We start from the raw sequence: 17,139 nt of genomic DNA, 5'->3' as shown, positions 1-17,139 counted from the left end.
GTGCCGAAAAAAAGAGAAAGAAAAGGAAAGCGGGAGAGAAAAATTCGGGGGGGAAGACCAGTTGCCCTTGCCCCGTGTGCCAGGGAACGCCCGGAAAAAGAGAAGAAACTAGCGCTTTCGGCTGTCCGCGTGGCGTGTTTCGAGAAGAACCGTTCTGTGGCGATTTAAGGGTAGAAAAGTCACCCTGTTGAGATAAAAAAAGAACTCTTCGTTTAGATTATGAGAGCTAAAAGAAGAAAATACCGCCGCGCGGATCCTCTTTGACAACCCGCGCGGCTTTTTTGTGCCTGACCTTCTGACCGTACCGCTGACGGCTCCTTTTTTCGTGTGGTATTTGTTCGTTCGCCTTCGGCTCGTTGGCGATGAACGTTTGTCAGGGCGTTTTTTGGTCTTCGGGCCGTGTTCGCCCGGCGGTCGGGTGTCGGGTGCAGAAAGTTTTGTCAGCTCGAGTGGTGGTTACCGGCTCGGGGAGCGTTTTCGGGGCCGCGGGGTAGTTGTTCGGTCGTTGGGCGTTTGGCCGTCGGTCGTTCGTCAGCCGACGGACGCAGAAGGTTTATCGGCTCGTCGGACGATTCGATGTTGGAGAGCGTTTTTTGTGGCGGCCGGGCTTATCGGCCGTTGAACATTTTCCCTTTCGAGGGCGGCTTGAGGCAACTCGCGCGGCTTTTTTGTGCCGACCTAGCTGTGCGGCAGACGGTAAGTTCTCTGGTTGGCGTGGTTGTTGCTGGTTTGCTGTCCCTTGGCGGGGGCGCCAGCGGTTCATTGGCTGATTGCGAGGACGCAAACGGATTATTGGCTCGCCGGGCAATAGCGAACTCGTGAAGTGGCTATAAGCTTGTCGGCTCTTGGTGAGGACGCGGACGGTTTATTGGCCCGCGGAGCGGTCATGAGAGCGCAGACGTTCACCGCCTTTGTGGCTGTTTACGAGTGCACGGAGTGGTCATCGGGGCAGCGATTGGTTGTTGGGGCGCGAGCTGGACGTCAGGGCGTTTTTGCTTTTGAGCGCGCGAACGGTTTTTGAGGCCAAGACGATTTATTGGGCCGTTGTGGCTTTCTCAGCTAGGGCGGCGGGTTCTAGCTCGTTGTCCCTTGGCGAGGCCGCAAACAATTTGTCGGCCCGCCGGGTGGGCTCGAGGCGATGCAGAGCTTGTCGGCTCGTGGGGTGGCTATCGACTTGTGGGCAACTGGGACGCCGCAGTCGGTTTATGGGCTCGGGGTCATTTCTCAATGTGGTGCTATGACTTGCCGGTCGCAGGTGTTTTTTTGCTCGGTGCCGGAGAAATCTTTTGCCGAGCATGCGGCCAATTCAGGCCTGGCCGGGCGTGACGCCCTCATAGAAACGCACGATTTTCGCTATACAATTTCTTGACGGGGGGAGGTAAATAAGGTAAAATCACTCGCGGCCGTATGTAGTTATATCCATTTTTAAGGGTTATTTATCCTTTCTTGAGGGGAAAGGCGAGGAGATCGGTTGTATTTTGAGCGGCAAAGCTGACGATAGTTCGCTGCGAGAGCGGTCAGTGCGGTCGGAGCATTTGTTCTTTAGGTTTCAATAACGGCGGACAGTCGAAAGCATAAATTTCCCCCGGCGGCGGCGGGGGCGGCGAAGTCCACGAGAGACGGAATTCAGAGAAAGAGGGTAGAAGGAATGAGCAAGGTTTTGGAAACACTTTTGAATCGGGGAAAAAAACGCCAAGGAGCGGCATCGAAAGCGGGCAAGGGAACGGCCGGGAGATCGGCGGCGCGCTATGGCGCGGTGCTGGCCCTGATGGTGGGCGTGGCCCTCATGCAGCCGGCGGCCTACGCGGCAGACCCTGCCACGCAGGATGATATTGCCGGGCTGCAGGCACAGATTGACCAGCTGAAAAAGGCGCAGACCCATTACTTCTCCGTCAACGGCGGCACGCAGGGTAATAACTACAGCAATGACGGCGCGAAATCGGTGAATTCCATTGCCATCGGCGTGAATGCGGCCACAGGCCCCAAGGAAAATGATGCCATTGCGATCGGGACGAACGCCTCGGCTCATTACAACGGCGGCCCCGGCCCCATTGCCATTGGGTCCGATACCAAGGCGCACGCCCAGTACGCAATCGCCATCGGCGGGGGAGCGGAAGTTTCGGGCACAGGCGGAAAAGGCGACCAGGGTATCGCCATAGGCCGAGATGCCCGCGTGGATAACGCCCCTGGCGGCGTTGCCCTCGGCTGTGATTCCTATGCCACCAATCAATCTGCCATCGCCATCGGCAGTAGCGCCCACGCGGAAGAATTGGATACCCTTGCCATCGGCGTCGGCGCGAAATCCTACGCTAACTCCGGCATGAGCATGGGATCGTATTCCATGGCGGCGGGCAAGTTTTCCATCGCGCAGGGCTTTGACTCCGTAGCGAACGGCAGCCTCAGTGTTGCCCTCGGTCCCATGGCAACGGTGTACGATTCTACGACCAAGCTGGCGGCGGCGGAATACAAAAAATTGTCTCCGGAAGAGAAGGCTTTTTATAAATACCATACAAAGGGCAGTAACGGACAGCCCGATTTCTACTATCGTGCCGATATGGATAACCACGGCGGGGATGTTACCTTCTATGTGGACGGCACGGCGCTGGGAACTTACTCCACGGCGCTGGAAAAGGGCACGTCCGTAGGCGCGCTGGCCATGACTAGTTCCTTTGGCAGTGCACTGGGCTATCGGGCCCGTGCGCTCAGCGTAAACTCCACGGCAGTGGGTGCCTATGCTATCACCAGAGCGGAAGACGGCGTGGCGCTCGGCTCCTATACGCTTGCGGACCGCGCGGCGGGAGTCGGGGGCTACAACCCGGGAACGGGTAAAACCTATGCGGACGACGCGGCAGCCGCGGCGCTTTTCGGCAAGACCACGGAAGTCAACGCGCTGAATAGAAAAATTAAGGAGGCCAATACAGCCATCAAGACGGCAGCGGCCGCTGTCACCGACGCCAATAAGGCGGTAGCGGCCGATCCTCAAAATAATGCGAAACGGCAAGCCCTCAGGGCGGCAGAAACGAACTACACGAAAGCCGTTAGTGAGCGCGACAACCTCATCAAAGTAAAAGGCGGCCTCGTCGGCACATGGTCCTCGACACTCGGTGCGGTCAGCGTGGGCTCGTCAGAAGGCCCCACTCGCCGGATTACCCGCCAGATTACCAACGTGGCCGCGGGCAGTGCGGACACCGACGCGGTGAACGTGGCTCAGCTGAAAGCGCTGAACGGCAAAGTCGACGCGAACGCGGTTCATTATTTCTCCGTCAATGATGGAGGAGCTCGGGGAAGTAACTACAACAACGACGGCGCGAAATCGGTGGATTCCATCGCGATCGGCAAGAGCGCGAGCGCATCCAAAGCGAACGGCATCGCGCTGGGTAATGGCGCCTCCATCAATTACGACGAAGCCGTCGCTATCGGCCGCAGCACGAGAGCGGGCGGCGTGGGCAGCATCGCGCTCGGCAGCGGAGCGATGATCGCTTCGAACGGCTACGACATGACGAGCATCGCTATCGGCCGGCAGGCCTATGTCCTCAACGGCTCCGGCGGGCAGGAATACATGCTTAGTTTCGACCAGGACAACTGGACCGTGAGCGGAGGTCTCTTCCGTCGGACATATGCACCGAAAGACGTGAGCCGCATTGCGGGCGGCATCGCCATCGGCGCGAAAGCGTACGCGCGCACCGGCAGCATTGACATCGGCTCCCGCGTCTACCCCAACGACATGGCGGGAGAAAAGGCGGCGAACCTGAGACCGGCGAATATCGTGAATATGACCACGGTCGGCACGAACAGCTACAACAAAGGCCCTTTTGCCAGCATCTTCGGCGCCTATTCCATCATGACGGGCGACTTCACCGGCGCAGGCGGTTTGAATACCCTGCAATACGGTGCGCAGAATACCGGTTCCGTCATCGTGGGCTCGCTGAACAGCAGCCGCTCCATAGGGCATGGCGCTTTCAGCGGCATCGCGAACAGCATCGTCGGTTTCGCCAATACGGTGGATAATTCGAATGGCGCGCTCGTCTACGGCGCGGGCAATAAGATCACCAATTCGCTGAAATCGCTCCGCAAGAATCCGGGCGCGGACAAGATGAAATCCGTGGACGCGGCGGCGGAGGCCTTCCGGGACATGGTCGCGAGCGAAGAAGGCGGCGCGACGCTGGCGATCGGCGGCGCCAATACCGCGGACTACACGCAGGCCTCGCAGATCATCGGCGTGAGCAATACGCTGACCGGCAAGGAAGCCGCGGTCAGCACGAACAACATGATCGACGGCTACCGGAACACAGGCACGAACGTGAGCCATGTCACCATCGTAGGCTCGAACAACACCGTGGAGGACAGTGAAGACAATATCCTGCTCGGCGACAATCGCAAGATTACCGCCAAGAGCCACAACATCGTCATCGGCTCGGCCGAAAAGGGCAGCAGCAGCCCGCTGGAGCTGAACAACGAGAACTCGGTCGTCCTCGGCTACAAGGCCAACGCCACCGCCGACGGTGGGGTTGCACTGGGCAGCGATTCCGTAGCCGACCGGGCAGCCTTTGCCACCGAAACAGAGGCGCCGTTTAGCAAGGTCAAACTGAACAGCACGAATACCTTGGGAGCCGTCTCGGTCGGGCAGGCGGGCAAGCTACGCCAGATTACCAACGTGGGCGATGCCACCGAGGATACCGACGCGGTCAACCTGCGTCAGCTGAGAGCGGTAGGCGCCAACTTGGCCGGCTTGAGTGAGTTCACGTTCAACTTCTCCAACAAGAAGGCCGGGACTGTGACGAATGTCGGCACGACTAAACTGACTGACGGGGCGCTGAACATTCAAGCGATTGACGGCCTGAAGATTGCGTACGATCGTTCGGCGAAGCTCTATACCGTCGGACTGGACAAGGACGCGATTGCCGCCGATCCGACGCTTCACGGCAAGGACGGCAAGGACGGCAAGGACGGCGTCGGCATTGACGAGGCAGTCATTAACGGCGACGGCCACCTGATTATCACTAAAACTGACAGCACGGAGTTCGACGCAGGGGAAGTAAAAGGCAAGGACGGCAAGGACGGCGTCGGCATTGACAAGGCAGTCATTAACGGCGACGGCCACCTGATTATCACTAAAACTGACAGAACGGAGTTCGACGCAGGGGAAGTAAAAGGCAAGGACGGCACGGACGCTAAGTGGAAGGCGCTAGTCGCGAAAGCGATCGGCACGAACGGTACGGCCTCGGGAAGCGCGCAGGAGATCGGTGCCGACCAGCAGCTGACCTTTGAAGCGGGCAAAAACGTTGACCTGAAATTGGCCGCCGACGGAACGGCCGGCTCCAAACTGACGATCGCCGTTTCTGAGAATCCGACGTTCAAGAGCGTGACGACAGGCGACGTGGTGATGAACGGCGACGGGCTGACGGTCAAAAACGGTCCGAGCGTGACGAAGAAGGGCATCGACGCGGGTGGCAAGAGAATCACCAACGTGGCCGACGGGGTTGATAAGAGCGACGCGGTCAACGTCGGCCAGCTGCAGAGGGCTATCGCTGGAGTTGGCGGAGCCGACAACGGCCAGATCGTCAAGCGCGTGAACGAACTGGACAGCCGAGTGGACAACGTGGGCGCAATGGCTGCGGCGTTTGCGGCCGTGCCCTCGCTGGACTACGACGAGGCGCACCCGACGTCGCTGGGCCTCGGTTACGGCGCTTACAGCGGCAAGAGCGCGGTTGCGCTGGGCCTGTCCCACTACGTCAACCGGGATCTCTTAATCAAGGGCGGCATGTCGATTTCCGGCGACGAGAAGAGCTTCCATCTGGGAGCGGCGATCCGTCTCGGCTCATCGCCGAAGGTTGAAAGAACGAATGGCCGGACCGTGAGAGTCAGCACCACCGAGATGGCTGCTCTGCGGCAGGTGAGCGACCTGAAGGATGAAGTTTCAAAGATGAGCGACGGGATGGCCCAACAGAAGAAGGAAATCGAAGAGCTCAAGAAGCTTCTGTTGAACAAGAAATAAGCATTAACAAAAAGACGAGGCGCACCGGTTTCGGTGCGTCTCGTCTTTTCATTAGAGTTCTTTCCTTATTAAAGAGAGAGATTAAAGGGCGAGGCGGCGGAGGCGAAGGGCGAGCGAGAGCGCGAAACCGTTGCGGCCCGACGCGGCGCCGGGCGAGAGGCGTTCGATTTTCCCCAGCCTTTGGCGAATCGTGTTGTAGTGAATCCGAAGGCGGTCGGCCGCTGCGGCGCCGTTCCAGTTTTCCAGCGAGAGGGCTTCGAGCGTTTCGATCAGTTCGGGGTGGAACGCGAAGGGGGCGAGCCGTCGGGTCACGTACCGGCGGCCCGCGTCGGAGCGGGCGACGGGAGTTAGGAGCGCGGCGTCGTCCAGATCGTCCCAGCAGGCGAGAGTTCCCGGCCGTCTGAGGCCCGCGTCAGCCGCTGCGAGCGCCTCGTTCAGGCTTTCGCCGGCGTCCTTGGGGGACTGCTTGAACCCGCCGAGGGCGAGAGAGGCGTCGGGGACGGCGGCGGCCAAGCCGCGCAGGGCTGGAAGGTCGTCGCGACACGCTGGAGCGGCGAAGCCGGAGCCAAAGGGGGCGCAGATGTGGGCTTTGCAGGCGGCGCGGAGCCGGTCGCGGGTTTGGGCCGGCGACGTTTGGGGTATGACGAGGGCGACGGCCAGCTCTTCCCGGGGGAGAAACCGTTCGGCCCGCCTGACAAGGGCTTCCAGTTCGGCCGGGTGGGCGGTCAGAAGGGAACGCCAGATTTCTTCGTTGAGCCGTTCGGCGCTGGCAAGTTTCTGTCCGGTCCTGTCAAAGTACAGCGTCAGGGCGGCGGCGGCTTCGTCGAGGGGCCGGTCTATCGGCTCACCGCCGGTCGGGTAGACGAGGAGCCAGCCGGCGGTTTCGCCGCCGGATGTGACGGCCCGGTGAGGGTAAATTCCTAAGAGCTCGTGAAGGGGCAACGAGCGAATCTGGGAGATGAACTGGCTGGAACGGGCGGCCAAAACTGGGGCAAGTCCGCCCCGAGGTATCCACGCGGCGTGGCCGAGGCCGCGGGCGAGGCTCTGGACGAGCGCTTCGAGCGGGGCGCCGGACGTGAGGTCCTCTAAGATCCGTTCGGCCCTGCGGTCAAAAAACGACGACAGTCCGGTGACGAGCGTCTCGAGCGGGACGTTCTGGTCGGCCGAGAGGGCGGTGTCGGGCGCCGGGCCGCGGACGATCGGGACGGCACCGCCGGCGGCGACGGCTTGAACGGCCCTGACGCAGGCTTCCCACCGTTCGGGCGGGAAGGACTGGACGATCAAGGCGACTGCTCCGGCGCTCTGGGGCGCGTACGGCGGTTCGGCCAGCGTCCAGCGGACGGCATTCCCCTGCGGCGCGCCGCGGAGCGTTACGCCGAGCGATTGAAAATGAGCGGTCAGCTCGCCAAGTGTCGGCATGGCAAAAACCTCCATTAAATATTCGATTAGATGTGTTAAAAAGTTATTTAAACGAGTTAAAAACGGTTGAATGTATATATTCTACATTATTTTTGATATTTATGGCTGTTTTTGTCTATGGCGCCGGCCGATGGTCTGTTAGGATAGATGACAGGGAGTTGGGAACTCTCATTTCAGAAAGGTGGGGTTGCCGTGGCGGAATTTATTCGGTGGTTTGACGAGCTTCGAGTGACTGATGTGCCTCTGGTCGGGGGCAAGGGTGCTAACCTTGGCGAGCTGACGTCGGCGGGGGCCGCTGTGCCTCCGGGCTTTTGCGTCGTCGCGCCGGCTTACAGCGCGTTTATCGACGGCGCGGGGCTGAAGGAGCCGATCGTCAAGCTGCTTTCGGGGCTGGACCCGGAGGATACGGCGGAGCTGCAGAGCCGGTCGGCGGAGATTCGTCGGCTGATCGTCGGAGCCGAGTTCCCGAAGAATATGGCGCGCGAGATCACGGCGGCGTATGGGGCTCTGTGCAAGACGCTGAACGAGGAGAACGCGGCGGTGGCGGTTCGCAGTTCGGCGACGGCCGAGGATCTGCCGGACGCTTCGTTCGCCGGCCAGCAGGATACGTTCCTGCACGTGCAGGGTATCGATATGGTGATCCGCAAGGTGAAGGACTGCTGGGCGTCGCTGTGGAACGCCCGGGCGATTTATTACAGAGCGAAGCAGAACTACGATCATTTCAGCGCGGCGCTCTGCGCTGTTGTGCAGGCGATGGTGCAAAGCGAGCTTGCCGGCGTGATGTTCACCGCTAATCCGGTGACGGGCGAGCGCGGGCAGATTATGATTAACGCCAGCTGGGGGCTTGGCGAGGCCGTTGTGAGCGGTTCGGTGAGCCCGGACGAGTACATTCTGAGCAAGGACAGTCTGACCGAGCTGGATGTGGTGGTGGCGTCCAAGAAGACGATGGTCGTCGAGAAGAGCGGCGGCGGGACGGCTGACGTGGCTGTGGCCGACTATTTGGGCCCAGAGTGGGTGGACAAGCGCTGCATGTCCGCTCAGGCCGTGAAGGAGCTGGCGGGCGTGGGCAAGTCGATTGAGGAGCACTACGGCGCGCCGATGGACGTTGAGTGGGGCGTGGACCGCCGGACGAAGAAGCTCTACGTGCTGCAGGCTCGGCCGATTACGACGCTGAAAGGGCAGTCGGCCGAGGGGGCGGCGAAGAAGGAAGGTCCTCACGATAAGGCGAAGTTGACGGTGCTGGTGCGCGGACTGGCGGCTTCTCCGGGTATCGCTCACGGGCGGGTGGTGTTCATCGACGACTTGAGCCAGATTGACCGGGTGAAGACCGGCGACGTGATGGTGACGGCGATGACGAACCCGGATATGGTCCCGGCGATGAAGAAGGCCGTTGCCGTAGTGACCGATGAGGGCGGCCGGACATGCCACGCGGCGATCGTGAGCCGAGAGCTGGGGATTCCCTGCATTGTCGGCTCCAAGTCGGCGACGACTGTTCTTCAGGAGGGCATGGAAGTGACGGTTGACGCGACCCGCGGCGTGGTCTATCGCGGGCGGGTGGACCTGTCGAGCGACGAGGACAAGCACTCTCCGCTGGCGCCTGCGGCGGCGGGTCGGACGGTCGTTCAGGAGACCGCGCCGGTGACGGGGACGAAGATTTACATGAACTTGGGCGACGCTTCGATCGTCGGCAAGTACAAGGACCTGCCGTTCGACGGGATTGGGCTGATGCGGACCGAGTTCATTTTCTCTCATCTGGGTGTTCACCCGATGCACCTGCTGCGCACCGGGCGGGGTCAGATGCTGATCGACGATATGTCAGACGCTGTGAGCACGGTCGCTCAGGCGATTTATCCCCGTCCGCTGGTTGTCCGGATGAGCGATTTCCGTACGAACGAGTTCCGCGGCCTTGAGGGCGGCGACCAGGTGGAGCCGGAGGAAAACAACCCGATGATCGGCTGGCGCGGCGTGTCGCGCTACATTTCGCCGGCGTATGAGGAAGGGTTCCGGCTGGAGTGCAAGGCGATCAAGAAGGTTCGGGACGAGTTCGGGCTGATCAACGTGTGGGTGATGCTGCCGTTTGTGCGCACGACTTGGGAGCTGGCGCGGGTCAAGAGCGTGATGGCGTCCGAAGGGCTGATTCAGAATAAGTCGTTCAAGATCTGGATTATGGCCGAGGTTCCGGCGGTGGTCTTCCAAGCTGACGAGTTCGCCAAGATGGTCGACGGGTTTAGCATCGGCAGCAACGACCTGACCCAGTTGGTGATGGGCGTGGACCGCGATTCGGGCGTGCTGAACACGATGGGATACTTCGACGAGCGCGACCCGGCCGTGCAGAAGGCTATCCTGACGTTGATCGAGGCGTGCCACCGCGCGGGCATTACCTGCTCGATCTGCGGGCAGGGGCCGTCGCTGTACCCGGATTTTGCTGAATTTTTGGTGCGCAACGGTATTGACAGCATGAGCGTGAACCCCGACACGGTGAGCTATACCCGCCGGCTGGTGGCTGCTGTGGAGCAGCGTCTCATTTTGAACAGCCTGCGGAATCGGTAGCGGTCGGGGAATTGACAACTGAACAGAGGCCGATACAATAGGGCCGAACCGAAGAGGACCGATTTCGGTCCTCTTCCCTTATTCTGGCTGTCGATCAGGAGGTGAGGAAACTGTTCAGGCAATTGGAAGATCGCGAGCGGCAGTTTCTCTCTCCGCGGGTTCAGCGTCTTATCTATAGACTGCAGCAGGACGGCGGTGTGACGCCGAACGAACTCGAGCTGGCCGTCACGATGGCCGCCGGGGGCGGGGAGCTCGCGGGCCGTCAGACGGACGTGAGGGAGTTTATGGCGCTGCTCGACCGGGTAGTGCTCCGAAGCGCCGGAAAGAACTGGGAGATCGCTCCTATTTTGGACGATCCGGCTTCTGCCGATTTGAACTAGGAGGCACGAATGGCACAGAGAAAAAGCGATCGGCCGAGCGACGTTTCGGTGGCTGGGAAAGCGCCGGCGTCGCGCCGGACCGCCGGGATCAGAAAAACGACGGCGAAGGCCGCGAAGCCTTCGGCGGAGGAAACCCCGTCCCTAGCGAAGACGGCCCGGCCGAAGGCAGCGGCCAAGAAAGCCGCGTCTGGAACGAAGACGGCCGCTAGGCCGGCAGCGGCGAAAAAGACGACGGCTCGGAAGAAAGCCGAGCCGAAAACGGCTGCTCGGCCGCGGTCCCTTCGGAAAGCCACCGGCTCGAGCGCGGCCGGCGCCGGCAGGAAAAGCGCCGCGGCGGCGGAGCCGGGCGTCAGAAAAGGGACGCTGGTTGTCGTCGAGTCGCCGACGAAGGCCAAGTCGCTGGATAAAATGCTCGGCGCAGGCTACACGGTGAAGGCAAGCGTCGGGCACATTATGGACTTGCCGAAGAGCCGGCTGGCCGTGGACGTGGACCACGGGTTTGAGCCTGAGTACATCCTCGTCCGCGGGAAAACGTCGGTGAAAAACGAGCTGGTGAAAGCCGCCCAGTCGGCCAAGCACGTTCTGCTGGCGTCGGACCCTGACCGAGAAGGTGAGGCGATCGCTTGGCACCTGGCCCGGCTGTTGGGCGTTGACCCGAAAAGCGACTGCCGGATTCGTATGCACCAGATTACCCGTCAGGCTGTGACCGACGCTGTGGCTTCTCCCGGCCCGATCGACCAAGATCTGGTGGACGCCCAGCAGGCGCGGCGCGTTCTGGATCGGCTCGTGGGGTATACCTTGAGCCCGCTTCTGTGGAAGAAGATTCGCAGGGGGCTTTCAGCCGGCCGGGTTCAGTCGGTGGCGCTTTCGATCCTGTGCGATCGGGAGAAGGAAATTGAGGCGTTCGTCCCCCAGTCGTACTGGCCCGTGACGGCTCGCGCGTCGAGCCTTGACGGAAAACGGTCGTATGAACTGGCGGTTGAGCGCTGGAACGGCGAGTCAGTTATGGAAGACGGGCGGCCGATGAAAATCGACTCCCAGCAGAAGGCTGACGAGATCTGCGCCGAGCTGCGACGCGTTTCGCCGGTCGTGACCAGCTTTGAGACGAAGGAGTCGGCCCGACGCGCGCCCGCGCCGTTTAAGACGAGCACGCTTCAGCAGGAGGCGGCGCGCCGGCTGCGCTACTCGCCTCGGCGGACGATGGCGATCGCCCAGAGCCTTTTTGAAGGCGTTTCCCTGCCCGGCCGGGGGCCTGTCGGGCTGATTACCTATATGAGAACTGATAGCCTCCGCTTTGCGCCGGAGGCTTTGGCGGCCGTCCGAGCGCTGATTCACGAGCGGTTCGGCGCCCGTTTCCTGCCGAAAGAGGCCAACGCCTTTCAGGCGCGGGCCGACGCGCAGGACGCCCACGAGGCGATTCGGCCTACCGATTTTGCCCTTGACCCCGATTCGATTCGCGCTGCCTTGACTGACGAGCAGTACGGCCTGTACCGGCTGATCTGGCGCCGCGCGGTGGCCAGCCAGATGACGCCTGCGCAGGTCGCCTCATCGACCTTGACGGCCGAGGCGGGGGCGGCCGGTCTGAAAGGGACCGGCTCGCGGGTGATTTTCCCCGGCTGGGGGGAAGTGTGGCCGCTGGACTTAAAGGACACTCTGTTGGCTGAGGCGGTCAAGGGCGAGACGCTTCGGCTGGACGAGTGCTTCAGTGAGGCGAAGCAGACCCGCCCGCCGTCCCGGTACACAGAAGCCCAACTGATTAAAGTGCTTGAGGATAAGGGGATCGGCCGGCCTTCCACCTACGCCTCCATTGTGGAGACGCTTTACGACCGGGACTACGCCCGCCGGGACGACGACCGGCGGCTCGAGCCCAGCCCGCTGGGCCGCACGGTAGAGAAATTCCTGAAAGATCATTTTGACTCGTCGAGCCAGTCGCCAATCATGGAGACGGACTTCACCGCCCATATGGAAGAATCTTTGGACAGCGTGGAGTCGGGGCAGAAGCCTTGGCGGGACGTGCTGGGGCAGTTCTGGAAACCCTTTTTAGAGGCGGTAGCCAAGGCTGACGAGGCTGCTCCGCTGCCCAAGCCGGAGCCTGAACTGACCGGGGAAAACTGCCCGGAGTGCGGCCGCCCGCTGGTCAAAAAGCGGAGCCGGTTCGGCGAGTTCATCGGCTGCAGCGGGTACCCGGAGTGCAAGTACATTAAGCCGCCGACGATCGGCGTGCCCTGCCCAAAGTGCGGCGCGTCCTGCGGCGGAGAAGTGGTGAAACGGCGAAGTAAAAAGGGACGGACGTTTTATTCCTGCAGCCGGTACCCGGACTGCGATTTCGTCTCGTGGAACCGGCCGGCGGGCAAAAAGTGCCCGTCCTGCGGGACTGATATGGTCTACATGCCCCGGGCGCGCAAGGCCGTTTGTCCGGCCTGCGGCGCCAAGGACGAGGAAGACAGTTGAAGCGGCACGTTACCGTTCTCGGCGGCGGGCTGGCCGGTAGTGAGGCGGCGTGGCAGCTGGCCCGACGCGGCTGGAACGTGACGCTGGTGGAAATGCGGCCGGTTCGGTCGACGGAAATTCACGTCTCCGACCGGCTGGGCGAGCTGGTGTGCAGTAACTCTCTTGGGGCCGACGGGCGGAATCCCGCCGGCCTTTTAAAAGACGAGCTTCGAACGTTCGGCAGCCTAATTATGGAAGCGGCCGATCAAACAGCTGTTCCGGCCGGTAAGGCGCTGGCGGTCGACCGAACCGCCTTTTCAGCCTTCATCACCGAGCGGCTGAGCTCCCTGCCGTCGGTGGTGATTGAGCGGCGAGAAGCCGTGACGCTGCCGGAAGGACCGGTCATTTTGGCTACCGGCCCGCTGACGTCCCCGTCGCTGAGCGACGCGCTGTCCGAGGCCTTGGGCGGCTTGGACCTTTACTTTTACGACGCGGTGGCTCCGGTCGTGGCCGCCGAATCGCTCGATATGGCGGTCATTTACCGGCGCGACCGGTGGGGCGAAAGCGGGACTGGCGACTACCTGAACTGCCCGATGGAACGGGAAGAGTACGACCAGTTCGTCGCCGCGCTGACGTCGGCCGAGCGGGCGCTGCTGCACGACTTTGAAAAGCCCCGGTACTTTGAGGGGTGCATGCCGGTGGAAGTGCTGGCGTCCCGGGGGCCGCAGACGCTTCGGTTCGGCCCAATGCGGCCCGTGGGACTTGAACGGCCTGACGGGAGTCGGCCGTACGCGGTGGTTCAGCTGAGAGCGGAGACGGCGGATCAGCGGTCATACAACCTAGTGGGCTTTCAGACGAACCTCAAGTGGAAAGAGCAGGCCCGGGTCTTTTCGATGATTCCCGGGTTAGGACATGCCGAGTTCCTTCGCTACGGCGTGATGCACAGAAATTCCTACGTGGACGCGCCACGGTGCCTGAATAAGCTGCGGCTGAATGGCAGGCCAGACGTCTGGATCGCCGGGCAGCTGTCCGGCGTCGAAGGGTACGTCGAAAGCTGTGCGATGGGGCTTGCCGCCGCGCTGGAGCTTGACGCGCTGACGGGCGGGCGAGAGTCGGTCCCGTGGCCGGAGGAGACGGCCACAGGGGCGCTTCTCGCCCGGCTGGCCGATCAGACGGGCAAGCGTTTTCAGCCGGTCAACGTGAACCGTGGAATTTTCCCGCCTCTTGACGATGCCCCCAAGCGGGCCAGCAGGGAGGACAAGGCGCAAGCGGTCTACCGGCGCGGGATCACCGCGCTGGCCGAAATGCTTCAAAGCAGGCCGGACCTAAAAAGCCCAGAGGGGCGAGAATAGGTTCGGCGCAGGGGACGACGCGTAAACACGTAAGAAGCCCGAAAGGAGGCCAGCCAGAATGCCGCCTTTTCGGGCTTCAATTTTGAATTGAAGCATGTTAAGCTATTTTCAATTGTTCATATGGACAATATAAATCGAGCTATACATATCTTTCAGAACATTTTGTCAGGAGGCAGAGGCGTGGCGGCGTTCGATTTGGAGACGTGGATCGGCCGATATATCGACTGGATCAGCCTTGCCCAGAACTGTTCTCCGGCGACGGCGCTGAATTACCGAAGCGACTTGGAGCAGTTCGCCGCTTTTGCCGGACAGAAGGGAGAAGCCGACCTGTCGGCTCTGACGCCTGAGCGGGTTCGGCTTTTCATTCGGGGGCTGTCGGGCTGGGGGCTGAGCGCCACGTCGGTTTCACGCAAGCTGTCGGCCCTGCGTGGCTTTTGCGGGTACTTAACGGATCAGTCGGCCATTCCGTCTGATCCGACGCTGCCGATTCGCGGCCCGAAGTGGCCGGATCACCTGCCGCAGGCTCTGACACAGGATGCGGTGAACCGGCTCATCAGTGCCGCAGGGACGATCGAGCCGGCGGCGCGAAACCGCTGTTTGCTCGAGCTGGCCTACAGCGCCGGGCTTCGGGTCGCCGAGCTGGTAAGCCTCAAGTGGTCCGATTTAGACGAGACGGAGCGGTGGATTACCGTGATGGGTAAAGGGAGCAAGGAACGGATGGTCCCATACGGCCAGTGGGCGGCCAGCGCTCTGGCGGAGTGGAAGGCCCAATGTCCGCCCAGCGAAAAGGGCTGGGTGTTTCCCGGCAAGGGCGGCAAGTCCCTGACCGAGCGGACCGTTCATCGGCTCGTCGAGGCGGCTTCCCAATTGGCTGGGACGCCGGGGGCGTCTCCCCACACGCTGAGACACTGCTTTGCTACTCATATGTTGGAAGGCGGCGCGTCGGTCAAGGCGGTACAGGAGCTTCTCGGGCACGAGAGCCTGCTGACGACGCAGAGATATTTGAGAATCAGCCCGGAGCGGCTGAGAAGGAGTTACGACGATGTCAATGACGACCTTAGCGAACGGGACGGCCTTTGAACCGATTCACGGCACGACCATCGTCTGCGTTAGAAAAGACGGATCTGTTGCCATGGCCGGCGACGGCCAGATGACGATGGGCAGTCAAATTTTGAAGGCTGGGACCGTGAAGGTCCGCCGGCTGTACAAGGACAGCGTGTTAGTCGGCTTTGCCGGCACGACGGCCGACGCGATGACGCTGATGGATCTGCTGGACAAGAAGCTGGAAGAGTACAGCGGCAACCTGCTGAGGGCTGCCGTTGAGCTGACAAAGACCTGGCGGACCGACAGAATGCTGCGCCACTTGGAGGCCATGATGCTGGCCGCCGATCGGGAGCACACTGTTCTGATATCCGGCGCCGGCGACGTGGTAGAGCCGGAAAACGACGTGGCGGCTATCGGCTCAGGCGGCGGTTTTGCGCTGGCGGCTTCCCGGGCCCTGATGATGGGAAGCTCGTACGACGCCAAGAAGATCGCCGAAACGGCGATACGCATCGCCTCTGAAATTTGCATCTACACCGACGACAAAATTACCGTGGAGGTTCTCTGATGGCTGAAATTTACAACGCCGACTCTCTTCAGCCGGCGGCAATTGTGGCTTACCTTGACCGGTACATCGTCGGTCAGACGGAAGCCAAGCGGGCCGTCGCGGTCGCCCTGCGCAATCGGGTGCGGCGACGGCGGCTTCCGGAGGAGCTGGCAGCTGAAATCACGCCCAAAAACATTCTGATGGTCGGCCCGACGGGCGTCGGAAAAACCGAGATCGCCCGACGGCTGGCGTCGCTCGTTCAGGCTCCGTTCGTCAAGGTTGAGGCCACCAAGTTCACCGAAGTTGGGTACGTGGGCCGGGACGTTGAGTCGATGGTCCGCGACTTGGTCGAAGCGGCCGTCCGGATGGTCAAGGAACGTATGGCCGCCGAAAAAACGGACTCCGCGGCCAGTGCCGCCCGCGAGCGGATGATCGACTACCTCGTGCCGGTGAAGCGCTCCGGCGAGGGCGGCGGTATTCCGACCTTCATGAGCTACCTGAAAGGCGTCGAGGCTGACGAGCCGTCTCAGGGGCCGGAAATGAAAGACAGCACGCGGGACAAGATGCGCCGCCTGCTCGAAGAAGGCAAGCTGGACGACCGGGAAGTCGAAATTGAGGTGCAGGAGACGCCGCCGGCGACAGGAATGGACCAGTCGGCTATGGGCGTGAACATCGGCGAAATGCTCGGCTCGTTCATGCCCAAGCGGACGAAGCGCCGCCGGGTCAAGGTCAAGGACGGCCTGCGGATTCTGCAGGCAGAAGAGGCTGAAAAGCTCATCGACACCGACCGGGCCCATCAGGAGGCCATCAAGTCGGCTCAGGACGAGGGAATCATCTTTATCGACGAAATCGACAAGGTTGTCGCCAGCGAAAACCGGGGCGGGGCCGACGTGAGCCGAGAGGGCGTTCAGCGGGACTTGCTGCCCATCGTCGAGGGCTGCACGGTTCCCACCAAGTACGGCCCGGTGAAGACCGACCACATGTTGTTTATCGCCGCCGGGGCGTTCCAGTCGGTCAAGCCGAGCGACCTTGTTCCGGAACTGCAGGGACGGCTGCCGCTTCGAGTGGAGCTGTCGGCTCTGCGGAAAGAGGATCTGTCGAAAATTCTCACCGAGCCGCGGCACAACCTTCTCGATCAGTACAAGGCCCTGCTGTCCACTGAAGGCGTGGAGCTGTGCTTTACCGCTGACGGCATCGACCGGCTGGCTGAACTGGCCGAGCGGACGAACCGGGAAAGCGAGAACATCGGCGCCCGAAGGCTCCACACCATGCTGGAGCGGGTGCTGGAGGACGTGAGTTTTTCTGCCAGCGACTACGCCGGTCAGACCGTGACGATCGACCGGGCGGCGGTGGATAAAAAACTGGCTGATATTGCCGCAAACGTCGATCTGCGGCGGTATCTGCTCTAACGAAAGGAGACGGCGC

At 61.7% G+C, this 17,139-nt stretch carries 9 protein-coding genes; 8 read left to right on the top strand and 1 reads right to left on the bottom strand.

Annotation, left to right across the window (positions count from 1 at the left end):
• The first annotated feature begins 1,648 nt into the window (after positions 1-1,648).
• Positions 1,649-5,995 carry a YadA-like family protein gene (locus JONANDRAFT_RS04225; RefSeq protein WP_008522915.1) on the top strand — a complete coding sequence of 1,449 codons (4,347 nt, stop codon included), beginning with the start codon at positions 1,649-1,651 and terminating at the stop codon, positions 5,993-5,995.
• Positions 5,996-6,076: 81 nt separating this feature from the next.
• On the opposite strand, the gene JONANDRAFT_RS04220 is transcribed toward JONANDRAFT_RS04225, so the two are convergent.
• A complete protein-coding gene (locus JONANDRAFT_RS04220) occupies positions 6,077-7,414 on the bottom strand; it encodes a PucR family transcriptional regulator (protein WP_008522913.1) in 1,338 nt (445 codons plus the stop codon).
• 147 nt (positions 7,415-7,561) lie between these two features.
• On the opposite strand from JONANDRAFT_RS04220, the gene ppsA reads away from it, so the two are divergent.
• From ppsA to hslU, 7 genes are all read left to right on the top strand, one after another.
• Positions 7,562-9,964: a phosphoenolpyruvate synthase gene (gene ppsA / locus JONANDRAFT_RS04215; protein WP_008521227.1), complete on the top strand. Its 2,403-nt coding sequence runs from the start codon at positions 7,562-7,564 to the stop codon at positions 9,962-9,964.
• Positions 9,965-10,161: 197 nt separating this feature from the next.
• On the top strand, positions 10,162-10,344 hold the full coding sequence (locus tag JONANDRAFT_RS04210; protein WP_008522910.1) for a hypothetical protein: 183 nt from the start codon (positions 10,162-10,164) through the stop codon (positions 10,342-10,344).
• Positions 10,345-10,353: 9 nt separating this feature from the next.
• Positions 10,354-12,795 (top strand): type I DNA topoisomerase, encoded by a 2,442-nt coding sequence (topA, locus tag JONANDRAFT_RS04205; RefSeq protein WP_008522909.1) that lies wholly within the window; start codon positions 10,354-10,356, stop codon positions 12,793-12,795.
• Positions 12,792-14,126 carry a methylenetetrahydrofolate--tRNA-(uracil(54)-C(5))-methyltransferase (FADH(2)-oxidizing) TrmFO gene (trmFO, locus tag JONANDRAFT_RS04200; RefSeq protein WP_008522906.1) on the top strand — a complete coding sequence of 445 codons (1,335 nt, stop codon included), beginning with the start codon at positions 12,792-12,794 and terminating at the stop codon, positions 14,124-14,126. Before topA ends, trmFO begins: the two co-directional genes overlap by 4 nt.
• A 180-nt stretch (positions 14,127-14,306) precedes the next feature.
• Positions 14,307-15,206, top strand: coding sequence for a tyrosine-type recombinase/integrase (locus tag JONANDRAFT_RS04195; protein ID WP_008522903.1), 900 nt, complete (start codon positions 14,307-14,309; stop codon positions 15,204-15,206).
• Positions 15,169-15,735 (top strand): ATP-dependent protease subunit HslV, encoded by a 567-nt coding sequence (gene hslV, locus JONANDRAFT_RS04190; protein ID WP_008522901.1) that lies wholly within the window; start codon positions 15,169-15,171, stop codon positions 15,733-15,735. Before JONANDRAFT_RS04195 ends, hslV begins: the two co-directional genes overlap by 38 nt.
• The gene (gene hslU, locus JONANDRAFT_RS04185; RefSeq protein ID WP_008521218.1) at positions 15,735-17,123 is read left to right on the top strand and encodes an ATP-dependent protease ATPase subunit HslU; all 1,389 of its coding nucleotides are present in this window, start codon (positions 15,735-15,737) and stop codon (positions 17,121-17,123) included. The genes hslV and hslU overlap by 1 nt, the downstream gene beginning before the upstream one ends.
• Positions 17,124-17,139: the final 16 nt, after the last annotated feature.

Source organism: Jonquetella anthropi DSM 22815 (genome assembly GCF_000237805.1).
In the GTDB taxonomy this organism is placed as follows: domain Bacteria; phylum Synergistota; class Synergistia; order Synergistales; family Dethiosulfovibrionaceae; genus Jonquetella; species Jonquetella anthropi.
Note: the sequence above shows the minus strand (reverse complement) of the source record. Positions and strands in the feature narration are given on the sequence as shown.

Excerpts from the sequence above, each read along its gene's own strand:
- JONANDRAFT_RS04225 (WP_008522915.1), top strand. The coding sequence starts at position 1,649 with ATGAGCAAGGTTTTGGAAACACTTTTGAATCGGGGAAAAAAACGCCAA.
- JONANDRAFT_RS04220 (WP_008522913.1), bottom strand. The coding sequence starts at position 7,414 with ATGCCGACACTTGGCGAGCTGACCGCTCATTTTCAATCGCTCGGCGTA.
- ppsA (WP_008521227.1), top strand. The coding sequence starts at position 7,562 with ATGACAGGGAGTTGGGAACTCTCATTTCAGAAAGGTGGGGTTGCCGTG.
- topA (WP_008522909.1), top strand. The coding sequence starts at position 10,354 with ATGGCACAGAGAAAAAGCGATCGGCCGAGCGACGTTTCGGTGGCTGGG.
- hslV (WP_008522901.1), top strand. The coding sequence starts at position 15,169 with ATGTCAATGACGACCTTAGCGAACGGGACGGCCTTTGAACCGATTCAC.
- hslU (WP_008521218.1), top strand. The coding sequence starts at position 15,735 with ATGGCTGAAATTTACAACGCCGACTCTCTTCAGCCGGCGGCAATTGTG.